This is a genomic window from Paracidovorax oryzae ATCC 19882 (assembly GCF_000687165.1).
Lineage (GTDB): Bacteria > Pseudomonadota > Gammaproteobacteria > Burkholderiales > Burkholderiaceae_C > Paracidovorax > Paracidovorax oryzae.
In genome coordinates, this window is the sequence record NZ_JMKU01000040.1 from 1 (window position 1) to 21,656 (window position 21,656).

The 21,656-nt window shown below is 69.2% G+C and carries 19 protein-coding genes and 1 tRNA gene; 8 read left to right on the forward strand and 12 right to left on the reverse strand.

Going from position 1 to position 21,656, the window contains the following annotated elements; all coding sequences use genetic code 11:
* The coding region (locus T336_RS0121080) for a transposase (RefSeq protein ID WP_026434018.1) at window positions 1-302 on the forward strand (302 nt) is incomplete at its 5' end.
* Between the two features lie 8 nt (window positions 303-310).
* Here the strand turns inward: T336_RS0121080 and T336_RS0121085 are convergent.
* Genes T336_RS0121085 through T336_RS0121095 form a run of 3 tightly spaced genes read right to left on the reverse strand, consistent with a single transcriptional unit; the run spans window position 311 to window position 6,302 of the window.
* Complete coding sequence (locus T336_RS0121085; RefSeq protein ID WP_026434019.1) at window positions 311-1,783, reverse strand: efflux transporter outer membrane subunit; 1,473 nt, start codon at window positions 1,781-1,783, stop codon at window positions 311-313.
* A gap of 31 nt (window positions 1,784-1,814) precedes the next feature.
* Entirely contained in the window at window positions 1,815-4,973 is a 3,159-nt protein-coding gene (locus T336_RS0121090) for an efflux RND transporter permease subunit (protein ID WP_026434020.1), read from the reverse strand.
* Between the two features lie 24 nt (window positions 4,974-4,997).
* Complete coding sequence (locus T336_RS0121095; protein WP_026434021.1) at window positions 4,998-6,302, reverse strand: efflux RND transporter periplasmic adaptor subunit; 1,305 nt, start codon at window positions 6,300-6,302, stop codon at window positions 4,998-5,000.
* Between the two features lie 201 nt (window positions 6,303-6,503).
* Between T336_RS0121095 and T336_RS0121100 the strand changes: the two genes are divergently transcribed.
* Both T336_RS0121100 and T336_RS0121105 read left to right on the forward strand, forming a co-directional pair.
* Window positions 6,504-7,196, forward strand: a complete 693-nt coding sequence (locus tag T336_RS0121100; protein WP_019703891.1) for a TetR family transcriptional regulator — start codon at window positions 6,504-6,506, stop codon at window positions 7,194-7,196.
* 28 nt (window positions 7,197-7,224) lie between these two features.
* Window positions 7,225-7,300: transfer RNA gene (locus T336_RS0121105), tRNA-Arg, on the forward strand.
* Between the two features lie 105 nt (window positions 7,301-7,405).
* Here the strand turns inward: T336_RS0121105 and T336_RS0121110 are convergent.
* A complete protein-coding gene (locus T336_RS0121110; protein ID WP_019703892.1) occupies window positions 7,406-7,780 on the reverse strand; it encodes a hypothetical protein in 375 nt (124 codons plus the stop codon).
* A gap of 319 nt (window positions 7,781-8,099) precedes the next feature.
* On the opposite strand from T336_RS0121110, the gene T336_RS27165 reads away from it, so the two are divergent.
* On the forward strand, window positions 8,100-8,264 hold the full coding sequence (locus T336_RS27165; RefSeq protein WP_167333664.1) for a hypothetical protein: 165 nt from the start codon (window positions 8,100-8,102) through the stop codon (window positions 8,262-8,264).
* A gap of 23 nt (window positions 8,265-8,287) precedes the next feature.
* Here the strand turns inward: T336_RS27165 and T336_RS0121115 are convergent, their stop codons facing one another.
* From T336_RS0121115 to T336_RS0121145, 7 genes are all read right to left on the reverse strand, one after another.
* Window positions 8,288-8,755, reverse strand: a complete 468-nt coding sequence (locus T336_RS0121115; protein ID WP_050858938.1) for a cupin domain-containing protein — start codon at window positions 8,753-8,755, stop codon at window positions 8,288-8,290.
* 113 nt (window positions 8,756-8,868) lie between these two features.
* Complete coding sequence (locus T336_RS0121120; RefSeq protein ID WP_019703894.1) at window positions 8,869-9,636, reverse strand: class II glutamine amidotransferase; 768 nt, start codon at window positions 9,634-9,636, stop codon at window positions 8,869-8,871.
* 87 nt (window positions 9,637-9,723) lie between these two features.
* Window positions 9,724-11,172 carry a DHA2 family efflux MFS transporter permease subunit gene (locus T336_RS0121125; protein ID WP_026434022.1) on the reverse strand — a complete coding sequence of 483 codons (1,449 nt, stop codon included), beginning with the start codon at window positions 11,170-11,172 and terminating at the stop codon, window positions 9,724-9,726.
* Window positions 11,173-11,284: 112 nt separating this feature from the next.
* Window positions 11,285-11,473 carry a 4-oxalocrotonate tautomerase gene (locus T336_RS27625; RefSeq protein WP_011793588.1) on the reverse strand — a complete coding sequence of 63 codons (189 nt, stop codon included), beginning with the start codon at window positions 11,471-11,473 and terminating at the stop codon, window positions 11,285-11,287.
* A 40-nt stretch (window positions 11,474-11,513) separates the two neighbouring features.
* Window positions 11,514-11,795, reverse strand: coding sequence for a cysteine-rich CWC family protein (locus T336_RS0121135; protein WP_404821598.1), 282 nt, complete (start codon window positions 11,793-11,795; stop codon window positions 11,514-11,516).
* A gap of 55 nt (window positions 11,796-11,850) precedes the next feature.
* On the reverse strand, window positions 11,851-13,428 hold the full coding sequence (locus tag T336_RS0121140) for a methyl-accepting chemotaxis protein (RefSeq protein ID WP_026434023.1): 1,578 nt from the start codon (window positions 13,426-13,428) through the stop codon (window positions 11,851-11,853).
* A 147-nt stretch (window positions 13,429-13,575) separates the two neighbouring features.
* Window positions 13,576-15,789 (reverse strand): malate synthase G, encoded by a 2,214-nt coding sequence (locus T336_RS0121145; RefSeq protein ID WP_026434024.1) that lies wholly within the window; start codon window positions 15,787-15,789, stop codon window positions 13,576-13,578.
* A gap of 324 nt (window positions 15,790-16,113) precedes the next feature.
* Here T336_RS0121145 and T336_RS0121150 point away from each other — a divergent pair, with 324 nt between their 5' ends.
* The 4 genes from T336_RS0121150 (at window position 16,114) to T336_RS0121165 (ending at window position 21,013) form a co-directional block, all read left to right on the forward strand.
* A complete protein-coding gene (locus T336_RS0121150; RefSeq protein ID WP_026434025.1) occupies window positions 16,114-17,091 on the forward strand; it encodes a LysR family transcriptional regulator in 978 nt (325 codons plus the stop codon).
* Window positions 17,088-17,729, forward strand: coding sequence for a DUF3016 domain-containing protein (locus tag T336_RS0121155; RefSeq protein WP_019703900.1), 642 nt, complete (start codon window positions 17,088-17,090; stop codon window positions 17,727-17,729). Before T336_RS0121150 ends, T336_RS0121155 begins: the two co-directional genes overlap by 4 nt.
* A 178-nt stretch (window positions 17,730-17,907) precedes the next feature.
* Window positions 17,908-20,478: a glucose/quinate/shikimate family membrane-bound PQQ-dependent dehydrogenase gene (locus T336_RS0121160; RefSeq protein ID WP_026434026.1), complete on the forward strand. Its 2,571-nt coding sequence runs from the start codon at window positions 17,908-17,910 to the stop codon at window positions 20,476-20,478.
* A gap of 79 nt (window positions 20,479-20,557) precedes the next feature.
* Window positions 20,558-21,013 carry a DUF2214 family protein gene (locus tag T336_RS0121165; protein WP_026434027.1) on the forward strand — a complete coding sequence of 152 codons (456 nt, stop codon included), beginning with the start codon at window positions 20,558-20,560 and terminating at the stop codon, window positions 21,011-21,013.
* Between the two features lie 211 nt (window positions 21,014-21,224).
* Here the strand turns inward: T336_RS0121165 and T336_RS0121170 are convergent, their stop codons facing one another.
* Window positions 21,225-21,578, reverse strand: a complete 354-nt coding sequence (locus T336_RS0121170) for a PsiF family protein (protein WP_019703902.1) — start codon at window positions 21,576-21,578, stop codon at window positions 21,225-21,227.
* Between the last annotated feature and the right edge of the window lie 78 nt (window positions 21,579-21,656).

Consider the following 21,656-nt stretch of genomic DNA (forward strand, 5'->3'; position numbering starts at 1 on the left):
CGCTGCAGCGCTGCAAGCCCGCGTTGGGTCAAGTGCGAAGCCTGCTGTGCGACAGCGGCTACGTGGGCAAGCCGTTCGCGCAAGGTGTACAGGAGATCCTGGGTGGGCATGTGACGGTGCAGATCGCCAAGCGAAACGAGCTGCGCACGTTCAAGGTCATGCCCAGGCGCTGGATCGTAGAGCGCAGTTTTGCCTGGTTGGAGAAGAACAGGAGGCTGTGGAAGAACTGCGAGCGATGGCTCAACACCAGCTTGCAGTTCGTCCACCTAGCGTTCCTGGTTCTCCTGATCAGGAGACTTTGAACACGTTCTCAGGAGTTCGGCGCTGCCGTGCCGCCACCCGCAGGCGGGGTCTCCTGGGCCGCCGTCCAGCCGCCGCCGAGCACCTTGTACAGCACGACCTGGTTCTGCAACTGCAAGAGCCGCGTCTGCACCACCAGTTGCTCCGACGTGAACAGCGAGCGCTGCGCATCCAGCAGGTCGAGGTAGCTCGCCACGCCGTTGCGGTAGCGCAGGTCGGATAGCTCGAAGCGCTTGGAGTCCGCAGTGGCCTGTGCGCGCTGCGCGGCGAACTGCTCGCCCAGCGTGGCTTGGCCCGCCAGTGCATCCGACACTTCGCGGAAAGCCGTCTGGATCGATTTCTCGTACTGCGCCACGGCGATGTCGCGGCCTACGCGGGCGGAGTCCAGCGTGGCCTGGTTGCGGCCGCCGTCGAAGATCGGCAGCGCCAGCTGCGGCGCCAGCGAGAAGGCCCAGGAACCGCTCTTGAACAGGCCCGACAGCTCGTTGCTGACGGTGCCGGCGCTGGCCGTCAGGGATATCCGCGGGAAGAACGCGGCGCGGGCTGCGCCGATGTTGGCATTGGCGGCCACGAGTTGCTGTTCGGCCTGGCGGATGTCGGGGCGGCGCACCAGCAGGTCGGACGGCAGGCCGGCGGGCAGTGACGGCATGGCGGGTGCGTCGGCCAGGCGCGTGCGCGCATCGAGCGTGGCGGCGATCTCCTGCGGCAGCGGCTGGCCCAGCAGCAGGGCGAGCGCGTTCTCGTCCTGCAGGCGCTGGCGCTGCTGCTGCGCGAAGGTGGCGCGCGCCGCCTTCGCCAGTCCCTGGGCCTGGCTGTAGTCGAGTTCGGAACTCACGCCATTCTCGAGCCGCAGTTTCGTGAGCTGCACGGATTCGTCGCGCGTCTGCAGCGTGCGGCGGGAAATGTCGAGCAGTTCTTCGTCGGCCAGCAGGTTGAACCAGCCGGACGCCACGGAGGCGACCAAGCTGATCTGGGTGGCGCGGCGGGCTTCCTCGGTCGCGAAGTACTGCGCCAGGGCTTGTTCCTTGAGCGCGGCGATACGGCCGAAGAAATCGATCTCCCAGGCGGACACCGCCAGGCCGACCTGGTAGTTGTTGACGTACTGGCCGGTCGTGGCGCTTGGCTGGCGCGATGCGTTCACCGCGGCGTTCACCGTGGGGAACTGCCCCGCGCGCTGGATCTGGAACTGCGCGCGGGCCTGCTCGATGTTGAGCGCGGCCACGCGCAGGTCGCGGTTGTTCTCCAGTGCCAGCGCGATCAGGCGCTGCAGCCGCGGATCGGCGAAGTACTCGCGCCAGTCGATGTCCGCGGCGGCCCGGGCGCCGGCCGGCGCCGCCGCGCCTGCGGCCGGGTAGGCCGCGGGCACCGGCGCCGCCGGGCGCTCGTAGGTGGGAATGAAGCTGCAGCCGGCGAGCAGCGCCGCAGCGGCGGCTGCGCAGAGGAGGGGGCGCGCGCCGAGGCGTGCGCGGGAGGTTGCTTGCATGGTGTTCTTCTCCTGCCGTTCGTGGTCGGGCTTATTCCCCATCCGTGGCATGCCGGTGCAGTTGGGCCTGGTGCGCGTCATGCTCCTGCTGGCGCTTGCTGCCCTTGAAGAAGGAGCGCACCAGCACGAAGAACACGGGCACGAAGACCACGGCCAGCACCGTGCCGGTGATCATCCCGCCGATCACGCCCGTGCCGATGGCACGCTGGCTCGCCGAGCTCGCACCCGAGGCGATGAACAGCGGCACCACGCCCAGGGTGAAGGCCAGCGAGGTCATCACGATGGGGCGGAAGCGCAGGTGGGCGGCTTCCAGCGCCGCCTCCAGCACGCTCTTGCCCTCGGCCTGCAGGTCCTTGGCGAACTCCACGATCAGGATGGCGTTCTTCGCCGAGAGCCCGATGATGGTCACCAGCCCGATCTGGAAGTACACGTCGTTGGACATGCCGCGCAGCAGCGTCGCGAGCAGCACGCCCAGCACGCCCAGCGGCACCACCAGCATCACCGAGAACGGGATCGACCAGCTCTCGTACAGCGCCGCCAGGCAGAGGAACACCGCCAGCAGCGAGAACGCGTACAGCACCGTGGCCTGCGAGCCCGCGAGCTTTTCCTCGCGGGACTGGCCCGTCCACTCGAAGCCGAAGCCCGGAGGCAGCTGCCCGGCGAGCTTTTCCATCTCGGCCATGGCGTCACCCGTGGTGAACCCGGGGCCGGCGTCGCCCGCGATCTTCATCGCCGGATAGCCGTTGTAGCGCACGGTTTGCATGGCGCCCGTGATCCAGCGGGTCGAGGCGAAGGCCGACAGCGGCACCGTCTGGCCCTGGGCGTTGAGCACCGGCAGGTCCAGCACCGATTCAGGGCGCATCCGCGCCGCGGCGTCGGCCTGCACCACCACCCGCTGCAGGCGGCCCTGGTTCGGGAAGTCGTTGATGTAGGCCGAGCCCAGGGCCGTGGAGAGCGCGCTGCTGATGCTGTCGAAACCCACGCCCAGTGCGTTCGCCTTGTCGCGGTCGATGTCGATCTGCATCTGCGGCGCGTCTTCCATGCCGTCAGGGCGAACGCCCGCGAGCACCTTGCTCTGCGAGGCCATGCCCAGCATCTGGTTGCGGGCAGCGACCAGGGCATCGTGGCCCTGGCCGGCGCGGTCCTGCAGCCGGAAGTTGAAGCCGGTGCCGGTGCCCAGTTCGGGTATGGGGGGCGGGCTCAGCGCGAAGATAAAGGCATCCCGGATGCTCGACAGCGCCATGAAGGCCCGTCCGGAAATCGCAGCCGCCGAGTGCTCGGCGCCCGAGCGCTCGCTCCAGTCCTTCAGGATCACGAAGGCCAGGCCCGCGTTCTGCCCCTGGCCGGAGAAGGAGAAGCCCGCCACGGTGACGATGTTCTCGACCTCCGGCTGCTTGAGCATGAAGTCCTCGACCTGGTGCAGCACGTCGCTGGTGCGGGACTGCGCCGCGCCGGCCGGCAGCTGGATGTTGGTGATGATGTAGCCCTGGTCCTCGTTCGGCAGGAACGAGGTCGGCAGGCGCGTGTACACCAGCGCCACGGCGCCCAGCAGCACGGCGTAGATGATCATCATGCGGCCGCTGCGACGCAGCAGCTTGCCGAGCCAGCCTTCGTAGCGATGCGTCGTGCTCTTGAAGGACCGGTTGAACCAGCCGAAGAAACCTTTCTTCTCGGCATGGTGGTCGGGATCGACCGGCTTGAGCAGCGTGGCGCACAGCGCCGGCGTGAGCGACAGCGCCAGGAACGCGGAGAACGCGATCGAGGTGGCCATCGTCGCCGCGAACTGGCGGTAGATGTTGCCGGTGGAACCGGCGAAGAACGCCAGCGGCACGAACACCGAGATCAGCACCACGGTCACGCCGATCACGGCGCCCGAGATCTGGCCCATGGCCTTGCGCGTGGCCTGCAGCGGCGGCAGTCCTTCCTCGGCCATGATCCGCTCGACGTTCTCCACCACCACGATGGCGTCGTCCACCACGATGCCGATCACCAGCACCATGCCGAACATCGTCAGCACGTTGATCGAGAAACCCATCGCCAGCAGCGCGCCGAACGTGCCCAGCAGGGCCACGGGCACCACGATGGTCGGGATGATGGTGTAGCGGAAGTTCTGCAGGAACAGGAACATCACGATGAACACCAGCACCACGGCTTCGATCAGCGTGTGCACCACCTTCTCGATGGACACCGAGACGAACTTGGAGGTGTCATAGGGCACCACGTAGCTCACGCCCTGCGGGAAGAACTTCTTGAGTTCCTCCAGCTTGGCACGCACCGCCTTGGCGGTGGCCAGCGCGTTCGCCGACGGCGTGGGCTGCACGCCCAGGCCCACGGCCTGCTTGCCGTTGAGGCGCGCGCTCGTGCTGTAGCTCTGCGAACCCAGTTCGATGCGGGCCACGTCCTTCAGGCGCACGCTGGAGCCGTCGGTATTGGCGCGCAGCACCACATTGCCGAACTGCTCGGCATTGTTGAGTTGCCCCTTCACGACGATGGTCGCCGACACCGGCTGCCCCTGCTCGGCGGGCAGGTCGCCCAGGTTGCCGGCCGACACCTGCACGTTCTGTGCGCGGATGGCAGCGTTCACCTGGTCGAGCGACAGGTTGAAGCCCTTGAGCTTCGCCGGGTCCACCCAGATGCGCATGGCGCGCTCGGCGCCGAATTGCGTGAGCGTGCCCACGCCGGCCACGCGCTGCAGTTCGGGCACGACGTTACGCGCTGCATAGTCGTTCAGCGCCTCGATGCTCACGTCGGGGTTCTCGGTCGTGAGCATGGCGAACATCAGGAAGTTCGAGCGTGACTGCTCCACGCGCACGCCCTGCTGCGTCACCGCGGAGGGCAGCCGCGGCGTGGCGCGCGAGAGGCGGTTCTGCACGTCCACCTGGGCCAGGTCGGCATTGGTGCCGGGCTCGAAGCTCAGCACGATCGTGCCCGTGCCGTTGGCCTGGCTGGTCGTCTCGACATAAGCCAGGCCCGAGGCACCGTTCATCTCTCGCTCGATGACGGCGAGCACGCTGTCCTCCAGCGTCTGGGCGTTGGCGCCAGGGTAGGCCACCGACACCTGGATGGTCGGTGGCGCCACGGCCGGGTACTGCGCGATGGGCAGTTTGGCGATGGAGATTGCCCCCATCACCATGATGAAGATCGTGATGACCCATGCAAAGATGGGCCGTTCGATGAAGAACTTGGCCATGTGCCGCGCTCCGTGTTCTGGGGGTTACTGCTTCGCGGGGGCGGAGGCGCTGGAGGCGGGGGCCTGGGCTGCGGAGGCTCCGGCGGCGGGTGCCGGTGCACTGCCCGCGGGCGCGGCGCCGGCGGCCTGCCACGGCACCGGCTGCACCACGATCGGGTCGCCCGGCTTGCCGCGGGGCAGCTTCTGGAAGCCGTCCACCATGACCTTCTCGCCAGCCTTCAGGCCATCCAGCACGACCCAGTTGGTGCCCTGGGCCGGGCCGAGCTTCACGGGCCGCGGCGCCAGGTGGTTGTCCGGGCCCACGACCATCACGGTATCGGCCTTGGCGGAGCGCGTCACGGCCTGCTGGGGCAGCAGCACTCCGTTATCCACCTGGGCCTGCTCCAGGCGCACGCGCACGTACAGTCCGGGCAGCAACTGGCGTTCGGGATTGGGCACTTCGGCGCGCAGCGTGACCTGGCCGCTGGTGGGATCCACCGACAGGTCGGTGAAGAGCAGCTTGCCCGTCTGCGGATGCACGCTGCCGTCTTCCATGACCACGCTCACCGAGGCGGCGCCCTTGGATGCCTGCTTGTACTTGCCGCTCGCGAGGCCGGCCTTGAGCTTCAGCGCGTCCGAGGCGGACTGGGTGAAGTTGACGTAGAGCGGATCGATCTGCTGGATCACCGCGAGCTGCGTGGCTTCGCCCTGGCCCACCAGCGCACCCTCGGTGACGAGCGCGCGGCCGATGCGGCCGGAGATGGGTGCCGTCACGGCCGCGTAGCCCAGGTTGATGCGGGCCGTGGTGACGGACGCACGCGCGGCCGCCAGGTTGGCCTCCGCCGTCTTCTGGGAGGCGACCGCATTGTCGTATTCCTGCCGGCTCACGGCATTGACGGCCACCAGCGGCTTGTAGCGCTCTGCCAAAGCACGGGCCTGGCCCACGTTCGCCTCGGCCTGGGCGACGCTCGCCTGGGCGCTTTCGAGCGAAGCGCGGTAGGGCGCGTCGTCGATCGCGAACAGGCGCTGGCCCGCCTTGACGTCGCTGCCTTCGGTGAAAAGGCGCTTTTGCAGGATGCCGGCCGCACGGGCGCGGACCTGGGCCACCCGCGACGCTTCCAGGCGGCCCGGGAGTTCCGTCACCAGGCCCACATCGCCCGGAGAGACGGTCACCACGCCCACCTGCGGCGGTGGGGGGGTGCCGCCCTGGCCCTGCTGGGCGGACCCGCCCGACTTCCCGCAGGCCGCGAGTGCGGCGGCGGCGAGCAGGGCCAGGCAGAAAAGCCCCGACCGCGCTGTGCGGCGGAGCGGGGCGGCGGAGACAGCAGGTTCGACACTCAAGCGGTACATGGAAGTCCTTCCGGATCGGCGCAGGGGAAAAGGCTTCCGCATGGCATTGAGCGACGTCAAACCCATGCGGCGGCCCTTGAATTTTGGCGGGATTATACATACAAACATGAATGTATAATTGTGGAATGCTGCTTCGCGAAGCGCAGGCCGAGATGCCCGCCCTTCGCCGCCAGCCCGTGCAGAATCAAGGAGACTCCCCACATGGCCCGACGTACCAAGGAAGATGCGGTCGCCACCCGCAACAGCCTGTTGGATGCTGCAGAACATGTTTTCTATCAGAAGGGGGTTTCGAACGCATCCCTGAACGACATCGCCCAGGCCGCGGGCGCCACGCGCGGCGCCATCTACTGGCATTTCAAGGACAAGGTGGACCTGTTCAACGCCATGATGGAACGCATGGCGCTTCCGCTGGAGTGCGCGAGCGGCGGGTGTGCGGACCATGGCCGCATGTCCCCGCTGCAGCGCCTGCGGGCGGTGATCGACTTCGTGTTGCGCAGCCTGGAAAAGGACGAATCCGTGCGCCGCGTGTTCGAGATCGCGATGTTCCGCGTGGAATACGTGGGTGAGTTGTCGGCCGTGCGGGACCGCCACGTCGAGGCCAGTCTGGAGTTCCGCCATCACTTCGCTGCCGAACTGGCCCTGGCGGCCAGCGACCAGGGCGTGGAGTTGCCGTCCTCGGCGGAAGTGGCGGCCGTAGGGTTGCAGGCGCTGTTCGACGGCCTGATGCAGGTCTGGCTGCTGGGCGGCGCGGCGTTCGGCCTGGCGGAAACCGGCCGCGCAGCGGTGGATGCCTATCTGCGCGGCCTGGGGTTCGACGTGTCGGCCAGCTTCGATCCGCTGTCCAAGGGCATCCCCTGGAAGATTTGCCAGTCGTCCCGCAACGCCGTGCCATAATCCCGATCCGGGCCGCAAGGGCCCGCACGCGGCTGTAGCTCAGTGGATAGAGTATTGGCCTCCGAAGCCAAGGGTCGTGGGTTCGATCCCCGCCAGCCGCACCAGATTTCCCGTTTCCATTTCACCCTCGTAATGAAACGTCCGGGCCATGCCCGGAAGGCATTCCTGCGCCGGCTGCCGGCGGGCGATCGGGCGCGCCTCGGCGCTGGTCACCGTTGGCTTCCGGACCGGGGCTCTGCCCCTGCGGGCTGCGGAATGTCGTGCGGGTCCGTGGCAACGGCCTTGCTGGCGGCCGCGCCTCCCACCGCTCCGGCCACGCCTCCCACGGCCACCCCGACCACCACGCCGATCGGGCCGGCCATGGCGCCCCCCACGGCAGCGCCGGTCGCGGCACCGGCCATGACGCCGCCCCCGGCCAGGACGGAGCCTGCTTCGCGTTCTGCTTCCTCGGGCGTCAGGGGGATCTGTGCCGAAGGCCGCGGATCCTGCGAGGGCACTCCGTAGCCCGGCCGGTGCTCCACGGCGATGCCGTCAGCGGAGGGGCCGACGCGGGTCGGCGAAAGCGTGGTCTTGTCGGTTGGCATGGCTTCGCTCCTTGTGGTGTGTGGATCGGATGGAACCGTTGTATCGCCCATGCCGGTCCCGCCGCGCCGGCCTGGGGATCGAAGCCGTGTCAGCGAAGGCGCAGTGCCTGTCCTACACGGATGGGGTATCTTGACTTGCATCAAGTCTTTCCGGGCCGTGGCATCCATCGCCCGTGGCTGCCACTCTGCCGGGAGATGTGGCGTTCGGCTGGCATGGCCATGGGCCTTGTCGGGTCGCCGGATGCGCCTGCGTCCGACGGACGGTCATCCCGCTGCGGTGCGCCAATGGGGCTCCATGCTGAAAAAGACGGAGTTCGCCATGTCCAAGTCCCATCGCCATTGTTCCGACGCCGCCTCGGGCCGCATCGCGGCCAAGCCGAGGGAACTCAAGCGACGCCGTCAGCGCGAGGCCATGCTGCGCCCCGGAAGCCCGTCGCCGTGCTTCCCCGATCCCGAGCCTCCGGTGTGGAAACCTCTGGGTTGACGCGCGGAAAGACCGCCGGGAAGTCAGCGTGACGGTTCGAAACCGTCATCGGTTCCCGCCATGGGGAGGTACATCCGCACCCAGGGCGCGCTGCCTGGCAGCATCTTCCAGCGGTGGCCCGTGCCGTCCGTGTCTTCCGCCAGCAGCACGGTGCCGGGCGCCAGCCGGAAGGTGGAGCCGTCGCTGACCTGGAATTCGAGCTCGCCCTGGAGGGTGACCACGTACTGGCGGCGTGGGGCGGGATGCACGTCCTGCTCCCACGCCTCCACCGAATCGCTGAGCCAGAACTCCCGGGCAGGCACCTTGCGCAGGGCCGGCACGGTGCCTTTCACGAACGCCACGCGGCGGTCCGCCGTGTCGTAGAGCTTCACGGCGGGAATGCGGCCGGACGGCTCTCCGGCGGTGGACACGGTGGCCGACAGCGCGGCACTCGCCAGGATCAGGGCCAAAAGGGCAGGAGAGACATCATGGAAGCGTGGGAGCAATGGCATGGAGGCAGGGGACCGGTTCGGTGGCAGCAAGGCGGAAACCGCCAGGCCCGGTAGGTGCCGTCCATCGCCGACCGGGTTGCTGCCGCCTGATCGCGGCGCAAGCCGCCCCGCGGTCAGAAAGCCTGGCAGGCACCGTCCACGAACACCTTGAGTTCGCCGCTGCGGAACGGCGTCCAGACTTCGTCGCTGGTCAGGGGGGCCGTCACCACCACCGCCACGCGATCGTGCGGCGTGGTGTGGGCCGAGAAGTCCACGTTCAGGTCCTCGTCGCACAGGCAGGCCTGCGAGAACGGATGCCGGCGCTCGATGTAGCAGAGGTGGGTGGACGCATGGGCCCAGAGGGCCTGCCCGTTGGACAGCAGGAAATTGAAGGTGCCGTGCGGTGCGATGTGCGCGGCGAGTTCACGCAGGGTAAGGGTCAGTTCCTGCACGCTGGGCACGTCGGCATGGGATTTGGAGAGCTCCTGCATGATCCAGCAGAACGCGTGCTCGCTGTCGGTGGCGCCGACGGGATGGAAGTGCGAATGCAGGCGGGGACGGAAGTCCTTCAGGTCGCCGTTGTGCGCGAACACCCAGTAGCGGCCCCAGAGTTCGCGCACGAACGGATGGCAGTTCTGCAGCGTCACGCTGCCCTGCGTGGCCTTGCGGATGTGCGCGATGACGTTGCGGCTGCGGATGGGGTAGCGGCGTATCAGTTCCGCGATCGGCGAATCCACGGCCCGTTCATGGTCCACGAAATGGCGCAGGCCCTTGTCCTCGAAGAAGGCGATGCCCCAGCCATCGGAGTGGTCGCCCGTCCTGCCGCCGCGCTGCGCGAACCCCGTGAAGCTGAAGGTCACGTCGGTGGGCGTGTTGGCGTTCATTCCGAGCAACTGGCACATGGTCGATGGAGGGGCAGAGAAATATCGTAGGAGCGGCTGCCTCGCGCCGGGCCCCGCGGCGCGGGACGTGCGGCGCCAGGCGGGCGGTCAGCTTTCGCGCGGCGGGCGCAGCTGCCAGGCGGCCACCAGGGCCAGCAGGCACAGCCCGGTGAGCAGCAGGAAGGTTTCCCCGAAGGCGGCGATGCGTTCCGGGCTGCTGACCGCATTCTGCAGCGAATCGCCGTGCGCGGCGATGCGCCATTCGAGCACGATGCCGCACAGGCTCACGCCGGCCGCGCCGCCGAGCATGCGCACGAAGCTGATGGCGCTCGAGCCCTGCGCGATGAGCGGCTTGGGCAGCGGCCGCATCGCGCCCAGGTTGAGGGACGGCAGGATGAAGCCCAGGCCGATGCGGCCCAGCACCGCGAAGACCACCAGCAGCCACAGGGCCGTGTGCAGGCCTGCGAACGCCATCAGGCCGAAGGACAGTGCCAGCAGCGCCAGACCGATGCCCACGAGCAGGTGCGTGGGCTGGCGGTCGGCCATGCGCCCGACCAGGGGAATGGTGATCGCCAGCACGATGCCCGCAGGCAGCATCAGCGTGCCGACGTGCGATGCCGACATCTGCAGGCCCAGTTGCAGGAACACCGGCAGCAGGTAGGTGGACCCGAAAAGCGCGGTGCCGTAGATGAACGCCACGATGCTGCCCATGGCGAACTGCCGCACCTCGAACAGCCGCAGGTCCATCAGCGGCCGGCCCTCGCGCACCAGCATGCGCCGCTCCCAGGCGATGAACGCGGCCAGGGCGGCGAGCGCGGCCAGGAGCAGCACGGCCGACATGATTGCGGGCCCGTCGCGCAGCGATACCAGTCCGTTGAGCAGGCACAGCGTGCCCACCGCGCCGAGCAGCAGGCCGGCCCAGTCGAGCGAGGCTCCGGCACGGTCCGCGGCCACGCCGCCCGGGCTGCTGACCGGCACGTACTTGTAGGCGAGGGCGAGCGAGGCGATGCAGAACGGCACCACCATGAAGAAGATGGAGCGCCAGCCGAACCAGTCCACCAGCAGGCCGCCGACGCTCGGGCCGATGGCGGGCGCCAGCACCACGCCCATGCCGAAGATGCCGCTGGCGCGGCCCTGCTCGTGCGGCTGGAAGGCGTGCAGGATGATCACCGCCGGGATGGGCTGCACCACGCCGGCCGCCAGGCCCTCCAGCACGCGGGCCAGCAGCACCAGCTCGTACTGGCCGGCCACGCCGCCGCCGATGCCGCCGACCAGCAGCAGGACCATGGCCCCCACGTAGGTGGCCCGGTAGCCGTAGCGCGCCAGCAGCCAGGGTGTGGTGAGCATGGCCACGGTGGTGGCCACCATGAAGCCGGATGTGACCCACTGGGCGCGTGCCTGCCCCAGCGTGAAGTGGTGGCTCATGTCCGGGATGGCCACGTTCACGATGGTGGACGACATGATCGACGCCATGGTGCCGACCATGACCGAGAGCAGCAGCAGCCACCGGTAGCGTTCGCCGTAGCGCTCGCGCAGCAGCGCCGCCGAACCCGTCATGCGATGCCTCGGGGCGGGGCTGGCGGGAGCACCCCGATGCGCGGGAGGCTCGGCCTGCGCCAGCAGACGCCGCGCAAGGGCCGCCCCGCGGCGCAGCCGTTCAGGGGGATGCTCACTGCCTCTCGGACCAGAGCTTGCCGCCCGTGGCCCAGTTCTCGCGCTTCACATCGGTGATGAGGATGTCCACGGATTCAGGCGAGCCGCCGAGGATCTCGACAGAGACGCGGGTGATTTCCTCCACGAGCTTTTTCTTCTGCTCGACGGTGCGGCCTTCCATCATTTCGATGTGGTACGTGGGCATGGACGGATTCCTTTGAATGGCGAAGACAACAGTCCGCCGATCATATCGGCGGCATGGCCGCGGCGGTGTCCGGGGATGTCCCTGCGCCGGCCGCGCAGCGAGGGCAGAGGCAGGCCATGCCCCGTGCTGCATCCGGCACGGAAGCCAGGGCCGCAGGGTTCACCAGGGCGCCCATGCACCAGCAAGTGTCTGCCGGCTGGCCAGCCGCGATGGCGCATTGGTTGCTCTGGCCGCACAGCGGGCAGCGGCCAGGGTCCGGAAGCAGGGCGGCGTCGGGCATGCGGGCAGTGTAGGCCCCCTGGAAGACGTGCGCCATTGCCATCGGTGGCGTGGCAAGGGGCCTTCTGGAATATCCGCCACCCGGAGCGGGCGGACTTTCAGGCCGCCAGGCGCGGCACTGCCGTTCCCGATTCGGCCAGGCGGAAGACCGCCACGGCCTGCACCAGGTGCGAGGCCTGGGCCTCCAGCGAGCCCGTGGCGGCCGCTGCTTCTTCCACCAGCGCGGCGTTCTGCTGGGTGACCTGGTCCATTTGTGCGACGGCCCGGTTCACCTGTTCGAGCCCACTGGTCTGTTCCTGGCTGGCGGCGCTGATCTCGGCCACGATGTCGGTCACGCGGCGCACGCCGGTCACCACGTCGCGGATCACCGTACCTGCTTCTTCCACCAGCCGGTTGCCCGCGTCCACCTGGGTGACGGAATCGTCGATGAGCGCCTTGATTTCCTTGGCGGCGGTGGCCGAGCGCTGGGCGAGGGTGCGGACCTCGGAAGCGACGACGGCGAAGCCGCGGCCCTGCTCGCCGGCCCGGGCGGCCTCGACGGCGGCGTTGAGGGCGAGGATGTTGGTCTGGAAGGCGATGGAGTCGATCACGCCGATGATGTCCACGATCTTGCGCGAAGCGCTGTGGATGCCGCCCATCGTCGTCACCACGTTGCCCACCACCTCGCCGCCGCGCACCGCCATGTCGGACGCGGAGCGCGCCAGCTGGTCGGCCTGCGCGGCGTTGTCCGCGTTCTGCCGCACCGTGGCGGTCATCTGCTCCATCGACGCGGCGGTCTGCTGCAGCGCGCTGGCCTGCTCTTCGGTGCGGCTGGACAGGTCCAGGTTGCCGGTGGCGATCTCGCTGGACGCGAGGGCGATGCCGTCCGCGCCGCGGCGCACCTGGCCGACGGTGTCACGCAGTTGCGTGGCCATGGCGTCCAGGGCCCGCAGCAGCTGGCCCATCTCGTCGCGCGCCGTGCTGGCGGAGCGCGCCGTCAGGTCGCCGCCGGCCACGGCCTCCGCCACCGACACGGCGCGGTGCAGGGGGCGCGTCACGCTGCGCGTGATGCCCAGCGCCAGCGCCACGGCCGCCACGGTGGCCAGCAGGCCCAGCAGGACCAGCGCGTTGCGGCCGCTTTCGTAGTTTCTGTGCACCGAGGCGGCGGCTTCGTTGATCTGCTTGCGCTGGAAGTCCAGCAAGGCCTGCAGCGCATCCAGGTAGCCCTTGCCGGACGGGGTGAACTCGGTGTCCAGGATGCGCTGGGCATCGTCCGAGCGGCCGTCGACCTTGGCCTGGTAGATCGCATCGCGCGCGGTGACGAACTGCTTGCGCAGCACGCCGGCCCGGTCGAAGAGCGCCTGTTCTTCAGGGCCGGAGATGAGCTGGGCCAGTTGCTGCTGCTGCTCCGTCGATTGGCGGGAGGCCGCTGCGTTCTCCTGCGTGAACCGGCCGGCCAGGGCCGTGTCGCTACTGCGTGCGACCAGGGCATGGCGCGACACGTTGGTGTAGATGGTGCGGTACCAGTCCGAGATCAGGCGCTCCTTCGCCAGGGGCAGGTTCATCATCGCGGCGGTGTCCTGCGCGACGGACTGCAGCCGCCACGTGCCGACGGCCAGCATGCCCACGATGAAAAACGTCAGCAGGCCGAAGGCCAGCGCCAGACGCTTTCCGATGGATAAATCTTGGAATTTCATGATTTTTGTCAGGGTAAACCCTGATTGTAACTTGATGTTTATTTCTGGTCGTGCTGTGCTTTCGGGGGTGTCCGGTGGTCGTGGGAGGTCTTCCCGCCATGAAAAAAGGCACCCTCTCGGGTGCCTTCGGGGCGGAGCGGACGCGGATCAGCGGGCCGAGCCAGCCTTCACCTTCAGCCGCCAGGCGTGCAGCAGCGGCTCGGTATAGCCGCTGGGCTGTTCGACGCCCTTGAAGACCAGGTCGCAGGCGGCCTGGTAGGCGGCGGACTCGGTGAAGCGGCCGGCCATCTTCCGGTAGGCCGGATCGCCCGCGTTCTGCTGGTCCACCACGGCGGCCATGCGCTCGAAGGTTTTGCGCACCTGGTCCTCGGTCACCACGCCGTGCAGCAGCCAGTTGGCGATGTGCTGGCTGCTGATGCGCAGCGTGGCGCGGTCTTCCATCAGGCCCACGTCGTGGATGTCGGGCACCTTGGAGCAACCCACGCCCTGGTCGATCCAGCGCACCACGTAGCCGAGGATGCCCTGGGCGTTGTTGTCCAGCTCCTGCTGCTTCTCTGCATCGGTCCATTGCGGGTTGGCGGCCACGGGAATGGTCAGCAGGCCGGTCAGCAGGTTGTCGCGTTCGGCATCGGCGCTGGTCTTTTCCAGTTCCTTCTGCACGTCGGCCACGTTGACCTGGTGGTAGTGCAGGGCGTGCAGCGTGGCGCCCGTGGGGCTGGGCACCCAGGCGGTGTTGGCGCCGGCCCTGGGGTGGGCGATCTTCTGCTCCAGCATGGCCTTCATCAGGTCGGGCATGGCCCACATGCCCTTGCCGATCTGGGCCTTGCCGCGCAGGCCGCAGGACAGGCCCACCAGCACGTTGTTCTTCTCGTAGGCCTGGATCCAGGCGCTGGCCTTCATGTCGCCCTTGCGCACCATGGGGCCGGCCTGCATGGCGGTGTGCATCTCGTCGCCGGTGCGGTCCAGGAAGCCGGTGTTGATGAAGGCCACGCGGGCCGAGGCGGCGGCGATGCAGGCCTTCAGGTTCACGCTGGTACGGCGCTCTTCGTCCATGATGCCCAGCTTGACGGTGTTCTCCGGCAGGCCCAGCAGACCTTCGACGCGGGCGAAGAGCTCGCTGGCGAAGGCCACTTCGGCCGGGCCGTGCATCTTGGGCTTGACGATGTAGACGCTGCCCTTGCGCGAGTTGCGGATGCCGTTCTGGCCCTTGCCCTGCAGGTCGTGGAGCGCGATGGTGGTGGTGACCACGGCGTCCAGGATGCCTTCGGGGATCTCGCGCTGCGTGCCCTGCGCGTCGGTCCACAGCACGGCCGGGTTGGTCATCAGATGGCCCACGTTGCGCAGGAACATGAGCGAGCGGCCGTGCAGGCGCACTTCGCCGCTGCCGCCGGGCGCGGTGTAGATGCGGTCGGCGTTCAGGCCGCGGGTGACGGTCTGGCCGCCCTTGGTGAAGGATTCGGTCAGCGTGCCCTGCAGGATGCCCAGCCAGTTGGCGTAGCCGGCCACCTTGTCTTCCGCATCGACGGCGGCGACGGAGTCTTCCAGGTCGAGGATGGTGGAGAGCGCGGCTTCGAGCACCAGGTCGCTCACGCCGGCCGGGTCGGTCTTGCCGATGGGCGTGCTGCGGTCGATCTGGATGTCCAGGTGCAGGCCGTTGTGGCGCAGCAGCACCGAGGAGGGCGCTGCGGCATCGCCCTGGTAGCCCACGAACTGGGCCGCATCCTGCAGGCCGGTGGTGGCGCCGCCCTGCAACTGCACGGCCAGTTGGCCGCCTTCCACGCTGTAGCCTGCGGCGTCCTTGTGGGAGCCGCTGGCCAGCGGCGCGGCCTGGTCGAGCACTTCACGCGCGAAGGCGATCACCTTGGCGCCGCGCACCGGGTTGTAGCCCTTGCCCTTTTCGGCGCCGCCCTCTTCGGAGATGGCGTCGGTGCCGTAGAGCGCGTCGTACAGGCTGCCCCAGCGCGCGTTGGCGGCGTTGAGGGCGTAGCGTGCGTTCAGGATGGGCACCACCAGCTGCGGGCCGGCCTGGATGGCGAGCTCGTCGTCCACGTTGACGGTGGTGGCCTGCACGCCCGCGGGCTGCGGCACGAGATAGCCGATCTTCTCCAGGAAGGCGCGGTAGCCCGCCATGTCGGTGACCGGGCCGGGGTGGGCCTTGTGCCAGGTGTCCAGTTCGGACTGCAGGCGGTCGCGCTCGGCCAGCAGGGCGATGTTGCGCGGAGCCAGGTCCCGCACGATGGCATCGAAGCCGGACCAGAACGCGGCGGCATCGACGCCCGTGCCGGGCAGCACGCGTTCTTCGATGAATTGGTGCAGGAGCGTGGCCACTTGCAGGCCGTGGACGGTGGTGCGGTCGGTCATGGTGTGGTGGGCTGGGTCGGGTGAAACAAAGGAGGTACGCGGGGGCCACTCCCCCGATGGAGCCACTGTATTTGAATTTTTTATCCGCATAAACCACCCTCGAATCGCAGAACCCGTGACTTTTTTGCATGAATCCGCCGTGGGGCGGCCAGACGGGCTGAAACCCTGTGGCATGCAACATCCGTGTCCATTGGTTTGCTATATTTTTGAGAGCTATCGATCTTTCCCCTATGGGGCTCTCGCCGGGGGCGATGTGCCGGCAGCCGGGGCGTGGTGACGCGCCGGGATGCCCCCGCGGTTACAGGCTGCCGATAATCGCAGCCCATGGACAAGCTCAAGGCCTTCGAGTCGTTCGTGTCGGTGGCGACGCGCGGCAGCCTCACCGCCGCGGCGCGCGCCGAGGGCGTGGCGCCCGCCATCATGGGGCGTCGCCTGGACGCCCTGGAAGAGCACCTGGGCGTAAAGCTCATGGTGCGCACCACGCGGCGCATCAGCCTCACGCACGAGGGCAGTGCCTTTCTGGAGGATTGCCAGCGCCTGCTGGCCGACGTGGCGGAGGCCGAGGCCAGCGTGTCGGTCGGCGGGGCGCGGGCCACGGGGCACCTGCGCATCACCGCGCCCGCGGGGTTCGGGCGGCGCCACGTGGCGCCGCTGGTGCCGCTGTTCCGCGACCTGCATCCCGACGTGCGCATTTCCCTCAATCTCAGCGACCGCGTGGTGGACCTGGCCGGGGAGGGATTCGACTGTGCCGTGCGCGTGGGCGACCTGCCCGATTCCTCGCTGGTGAGCGTGCGCATCGCCGACAACCGCAGGCTCTGCGTGGCCACGCCCTCCTACCTGGAGCGGCACGGCACGCCGAAGCATCCGACCGAACTCGCGCGGCACGCCTGCCTGATGCTGTCGAGCGACGCGTCGCAGACGCGCGGCTGGGCCTTCCGCATGTCCGCAGCGGAACCGGGGGGCGCGCCTGGCGACGTGGTGCATGTCAAGCCCACCGGCCCCCTCGACTGTTCCGACGGGCAGGTGCTGCACGACTGGTGCCTGGGGGGCTGGGGCATTGCGTGGCGCAGCACCTGGGAGGTGGAGGCCGAGATCGCCGCCGGCCGGCTGGTGGCCGTGCTGGAGGATTTCGCTGCGCCGCCCAACGGCATCTATGTGGTTTTTCCGCATGCCCGCCACCTGCCGCTGCGCGTGCGGCTGTGGATCGACTACCTCAAGCACCACTATGCGCAGCCGGCGTTCTGGCGCCGCGCTGCGCATGCGCTCACCGCTTTCCCCCTCCCGACCCCTCCATCGCCATGACGCACCGACTCCCTGCCCCGCTTCAATTCCTTCTGCGCCGCCCCGGCCCGGGCCGGGCGTCGGCCGCCCTGGCGCTGGCCTGCCTGCTGGCCGGTTGCGCGGGTGCGCCCGGCGGAGCCCCGGCGCCCGCGCAGGACGCCGCCGCCGTGCCCGCCAGGCGCGACGGCGCAGCGGCGCCTTCCCGGGCCAAGGGCTCGCCGCCGCCCGGCATCGTCAGCGTGACCTATGCCGATCCGGCCGGCTTCAGCGATGTCCGCCGCGGTGCCCACGAATCCGAGCAGGCCCGCCGTGCCTGGGTGGACGCGCTCTGCCTGTACCTGTCGGAAACCGCGGCAGCGGCGCTGCCCGAGGGCCAGCGGCTGGAAGTGCGGATCACCGATGTGCAGCGTGCCGGCGGATTCGAGCCCTGGCGCGGCCCGCAGGCCGGGCAGGTGCGGATCGTGCGCGACATCCATCCGCCGCGCATCGTGCTCGAGTTCCAGCGGCTGGCTGCCGACGGTTCGGTGCTGCAGTCGGGGCGCCGCGAACTGCGCGACCCCGCGTTCATGGAGCGTGCGGCACGCGGCGGGACCGACCCGCTGCGGTACGAAAAGGGCCTGATCGACGACTGGGTGCGGCAGGAGTTCGGCGCGCGCTAGAGCTCGGCAACTCGGGCGTGGTGTAGGCCGCGCCCCACAGGCGTGCAGGCCACGCGCCGACGGGGCATGCACGCTCCACACGCCTAGATTCGTTCCTCCAGGCCGTTCCTCTTCTCCATCCCGCCGCATTGCCGCGCCGATGGCCGGCCGGGGCATGGACACGAAGGACACAAACACCATGGCAGGCCTCGCGCGCATCACCGGCGTTCTCGTCGGCATCACAGGCGTTCTCGTTGCAGGTGCGGGCGGATGGCTCGTCTCTCTGGGCGGCAGCCCCTACTACCTCATCGCCGGGCTCGCGCTGCTGGTTTCGGGCGTGCTGCTCGCGCGGAGATCCGCGGGGGGGCTGTGGGTGTACGCCGCGCTCCTGCTGGGCTCCACGGCCTGGGCGGTGTGGGAGGTGGGCGTGGACTGGTGGCCGCTCGCCGCGCGGCTGGATGTGCTGTTCGTGCTCGGCCTCTGGCTCGCGACGCCGTGGATGCGCCGGTCCCTGCTGCGCGGGCCCGCACCGCTCCAGCCGGGCGCGTCTGGCGATGCCGCGGCCCGGGCTTCCGCGCTGCGCATGCCGCGCATGGCGCTGGGGCTGGCGCTGCTGCTGTCCGCCGTGCTGGCGGCGGCGTCCTGGTTCACCGCGCCGCATGAGCTGGCCGGCAAGCTGGCGGGTGAATCCGTTCCCGCCCCGGCCCAGGCCGCGCCCACGCTGCCCGACGGCGAATGGCATGCCTACGGCCGCACCGGCTATGGCCAGCGCTTCTCCCCGCTGGCGCAGATCACGCCCGACAACGCCTCGCAGCTGACGATGGCCTGGGAGTTCCGCACGGGCGACGTGCGCGGCAAGGACGGCGACCCGGAAGAGACCACCTACGAGGTCACGCCGCTGAAGATCGGCAACCGCCTGTTCCTGTGCACGCCGCACCAGTCGGTCATCGCGCTCGACGCCACCACCGGCAAGCAGCTGTGGCGGTACGACCCGCAGATCGAGGGCAAGCTGGCGCTGCAGCACCTGACCTGCCGCGGGCTGTCGTACCAGCCGCCGCGCGATCCCGTCGCCGATGCGTCGCCCGCGGCGCTCAATGCCGTGGCAGGCGCCGCTGCGGGTGGCGAGCGCACCGAGCCCGCGCCGCATGCCTCGCCCACCACCACGCAGCCGGCCGCACCTGCCACGCAGGCGGCGGACCAGCGCCAGCCCCCCATCGCGGCCCGCAAAGGCTCCACCGACGCCGCCTGCCGCGCCAAGCTCTTCATGCCCACGGCCGATGGCCGCGTGATCGCGCTCAACCCCGAAAGCGGTGCCGTCTGCACCAACTTCGGCGGCGGCACGGGGCAGATCGACCTGTGGCAGCGCATGCCCAACCTGCGCCCCGGCGCCTACTACTCCACCTCGCCCGTGGTGGTCACGCAGCGCCTCGTGATCGTGGGCGGCACGGTGCTGGACAACGCCTCGGTCAAGGAGCAATCCGGGGTGATCCGCGCGTTCGACATCGATTCCGGCGCACTGGTCTGGAACTGGGATTCCGGCAACCCCGACGACACGGCGCCCCTGCCGCCCGGCCGCACCTATACGCCCAATTCGCCCAACAGCTGGTCGATCTCCAGCGTGGACGAAGCGCTCGGCATGGTGTACGTGCCCATGGGCAACCAGCCGCCCGACCAGTGGGGTGGCAACCGCAGCCCGGCGGTGGAGAAATATTCGTCCTCCGTCGTCGCGCTGGACCTGGACAGCGGCAAGGTGCGCTGGCACTTCCAGACCGTGCACCATGACCTGTGGGACTACGACGTGCCCGCGCAGCCCACGCTGATCGACCTGCAGGTGGGCGGGCAGACCGTGCCGGCACTGGTGCAGCCCACCAAGCAGGGCGAGCTGTTCGTGCTCGACCGGCGCACCGGCACGCCGATCCTGCCGGTGACCGAGCATCCCGCGCCGCAGGGCGCCGCCAAGGGCGACCGCACGGCGGCCACGCAGCCGAAGTCGGCCCTGTCGTTCGACCCGCCGCCGCTCACCGAGCGCGATATGTGGGGCGGAACGATGTTCGACCAGCTCGCCTGCCGCATCGCCTTCCACCGCCTGCGCTATGAAGGCCGCTTCACGCCGCCGTCGGAGCAGGGCAGCATCATCTATCCGGGCAACTTCGGCGTGTTCAACTGGGGCGGCATCGCCGTCGATCCGCAGCGGCAGGTGGCGTTCACCACGCCGACCTACCTCGCGTTCGTCTCCAGGCTGGTGCCGCGCAAGGACGACACCAGCCTGATGGTGCAGGAGGGTGGCCCGCCCAAGGGCAGCTTGCCGGCGCTGAACGAGAACTTCGGCGCGCCCTTCGCAGCCTCGATGAAGCCGTTCATGTCGCCCGTGGGCCTGCCCTGCCAGGCACCGCCCTGGGGCTATGTGGCCGGCGTGGACCTGCGCACCGGCGAAGTGGCCTGGAAGCACCGCAACGGCACGGTGCGCGATCTCTCGCCACTGCCGCTGCCCTTCCGCATGGGCGTGCCGGGCATCGGCGGGCCGATGCTCACCGGCGGCGGCGTGGCGTTCTACTCGGGCGCACTGGACAACTACGTGCGCGCCTACGACCTGAATGATGGCCGCACCCTCTGGCAGGACCGCCTGCCAGCGGGGGGGCAGGCCACGCCGATGAGCTATACGGGGGAAGACGGCCGGCAGTACGTGCTCGTCGTGGCCGGCGGGCACGGCTCCACGGGCACCAAGCCCGGCGACAGCGTGCGCGCCTACGCGCTGCCCGCGCAGAAATAGCCGGCAGCGCCACGCGGCGGAAAGCAGAGGGCGGGGCGCGCTACCATGCGCCACCCCTTCCGATGCAAAGGATCGCCGCGTGACCACCGAAGCCCTGCTGGCCTATGCCCATTTCCTGGCCATCCTGATGATGGCCACCTTCCTTGCCAGCGAGGCCGCGCTCTGCCGCAAGGAATGGATGAATGCCGCCGTCGTGGAGCGCCTCGCGCGCGTGGACCTGATCTACGGCCTCTCGGCCCTGGCCGTCCTGGCCACGGGCGTGGCACGGGTTGTCTGGGCCATGAAGGGCGCCGCGTGGTACGGGCCGCAACCGCTGCTGCATGCCAAGGTCGCCCTGTTCGTGGTGATCGGCCTGCTCTCCATCGCCCCCACGATGCGCTTCCTGCGCTGGCGCAAGACCCTGCGCGCCACCGGCGCCCTTCCCGACGAAACCGCCATCCGCAGCACGCGCCGCCTCGTCATGATCGAGGCCCACCTGCTGGCCCTGATCCCGCTGCTGGCCGTGTTCCTTGCCCGGGGCGTCGGCACCCGGTAAAAAGATGCGCCCGTATGCCATGCTGGCATCCGGGCGCGTCCAGCCATCGCCGGCAGCTTTCATGCTCCAAGGAGCAGAAGGCCGCGGAGCAGGCCAGGCCAGCAGATGCCGTGGAACCGGCTTCGCCGGGCCACCGGCATCGTCCCCCTTCCCGCCGCGCGCAGCGCGGCGAGAGAAGGGGGAAAGGCGGCGCAGCCGCCTCAGGGGGATGTCACTTATTGCTCAGGCATTCCTTCATGAACGCCTTGCGCTCGTCGCCCTTGAGCGCCTTGGTCTTGGCATCGGCGTTACAGGTCTTCATCTTGTCCTGCTGGGTGGCGGGCTTCTTGGCCGAGAGGCATTCCTTCATGAAGGCCTTGCGCTCGTCGCCTTTCTTGTCCTTGGCATCGGCGTTGCAGGTGGTCATCTTGCCCTGCTGCGCAGTCGGTGCCTTGGCCGGCTTGGAGGCGGCCGCGGTGGCTGCGGCAGGTGCGGAGGCAGCCGGGGCCGCGGTGTCTGCGGCGTGGGCCGTCGCGAAGGAGAGGGCCAGGCCGGTGGCGGCCAGCATCGAAAGCAGCTTCTTCATGTAATGCTCCTGCGGATGATGTAAGGGGGTGGTCCGCCCCGGCCGCCACTGGCGGAGACCGGGGCTGTCCAGCTTAAC

What these genes read in the sequence shown, in the direction of transcription:
- T336_RS0121135 (WP_404821598.1), bottom strand. Translation starts at nt 11,795, where the DNA reads ATGGCAATGGCGCACGTCTTCCAGGGGGCCTACACTGCCCGCATGCCC.
- T336_RS0121125 (WP_026434022.1), bottom strand. Translation starts at nt 11,172, where the DNA reads ATGACGGGTTCGGCGGCGCTGCTGCGCGAGCGCTACGGCGAACGCTAC.
- T336_RS0121155 (WP_019703900.1), top strand. Translation starts at nt 17,088, where the DNA reads ATGACGCACCGACTCCCTGCCCCGCTTCAATTCCTTCTGCGCCGCCCC.
- T336_RS0121085 (WP_026434019.1), bottom strand. Translation starts at nt 1,783, where the DNA reads ATGCAAGCAACCTCCCGCGCACGCCTCGGCGCGCGCCCCCTCCTCTGC.
- T336_RS27625 (WP_011793588.1), bottom strand. Translation starts at nt 11,473, where the DNA reads ATGCCCACGTACCACATCGAAATGATGGAAGGCCGCACCGTCGAGCAG.
- T336_RS0121160 (WP_026434026.1), top strand. Translation starts at nt 17,908, where the DNA reads ATGGCAGGCCTCGCGCGCATCACCGGCGTTCTCGTCGGCATCACAGGC.
- T336_RS0121140 (WP_026434023.1), bottom strand. Translation starts at nt 13,428, where the DNA reads ATGAAATTCCAAGATTTATCCATCGGAAAGCGTCTGGCGCTGGCCTTC.
- T336_RS0121145 (WP_026434024.1), bottom strand. Translation starts at nt 15,789, where the DNA reads ATGACCGACCGCACCACCGTCCACGGCCTGCAAGTGGCCACGCTCCTG.
- T336_RS0121090 (WP_026434020.1), bottom strand. Translation starts at nt 4,973, where the DNA reads ATGGCCAAGTTCTTCATCGAACGGCCCATCTTTGCATGGGTCATCACG.
- T336_RS0121150 (WP_026434025.1), top strand. Translation starts at nt 16,114, where the DNA reads ATGGACAAGCTCAAGGCCTTCGAGTCGTTCGTGTCGGTGGCGACGCGC.
- T336_RS0121170 (WP_019703902.1), bottom strand. Translation starts at nt 21,578, where the DNA reads ATGAAGAAGCTGCTTTCGATGCTGGCCGCCACCGGCCTGGCCCTCTCC.
- T336_RS0121110 (WP_019703892.1), bottom strand. Translation starts at nt 7,780, where the DNA reads ATGCCAACCGACAAGACCACGCTTTCGCCGACCCGCGTCGGCCCCTCC.
- T336_RS0121095 (WP_026434021.1), bottom strand. Translation starts at nt 6,302, where the DNA reads ATGTACCGCTTGAGTGTCGAACCTGCTGTCTCCGCCGCCCCGCTCCGC.
- T336_RS27165 (WP_167333664.1), top strand. Translation starts at nt 8,100, where the DNA reads ATGTCCAAGTCCCATCGCCATTGTTCCGACGCCGCCTCGGGCCGCATC.
- T336_RS0121120 (WP_019703894.1), bottom strand. Translation starts at nt 9,636, where the DNA reads ATGTGCCAGTTGCTCGGAATGAACGCCAACACGCCCACCGACGTGACC.
- T336_RS0121100 (WP_019703891.1), top strand. Translation starts at nt 6,504, where the DNA reads ATGGCCCGACGTACCAAGGAAGATGCGGTCGCCACCCGCAACAGCCTG.
- T336_RS0121115 (WP_050858938.1), bottom strand. Translation starts at nt 8,755, where the DNA reads ATGCCATTGCTCCCACGCTTCCATGATGTCTCTCCTGCCCTTTTGGCC.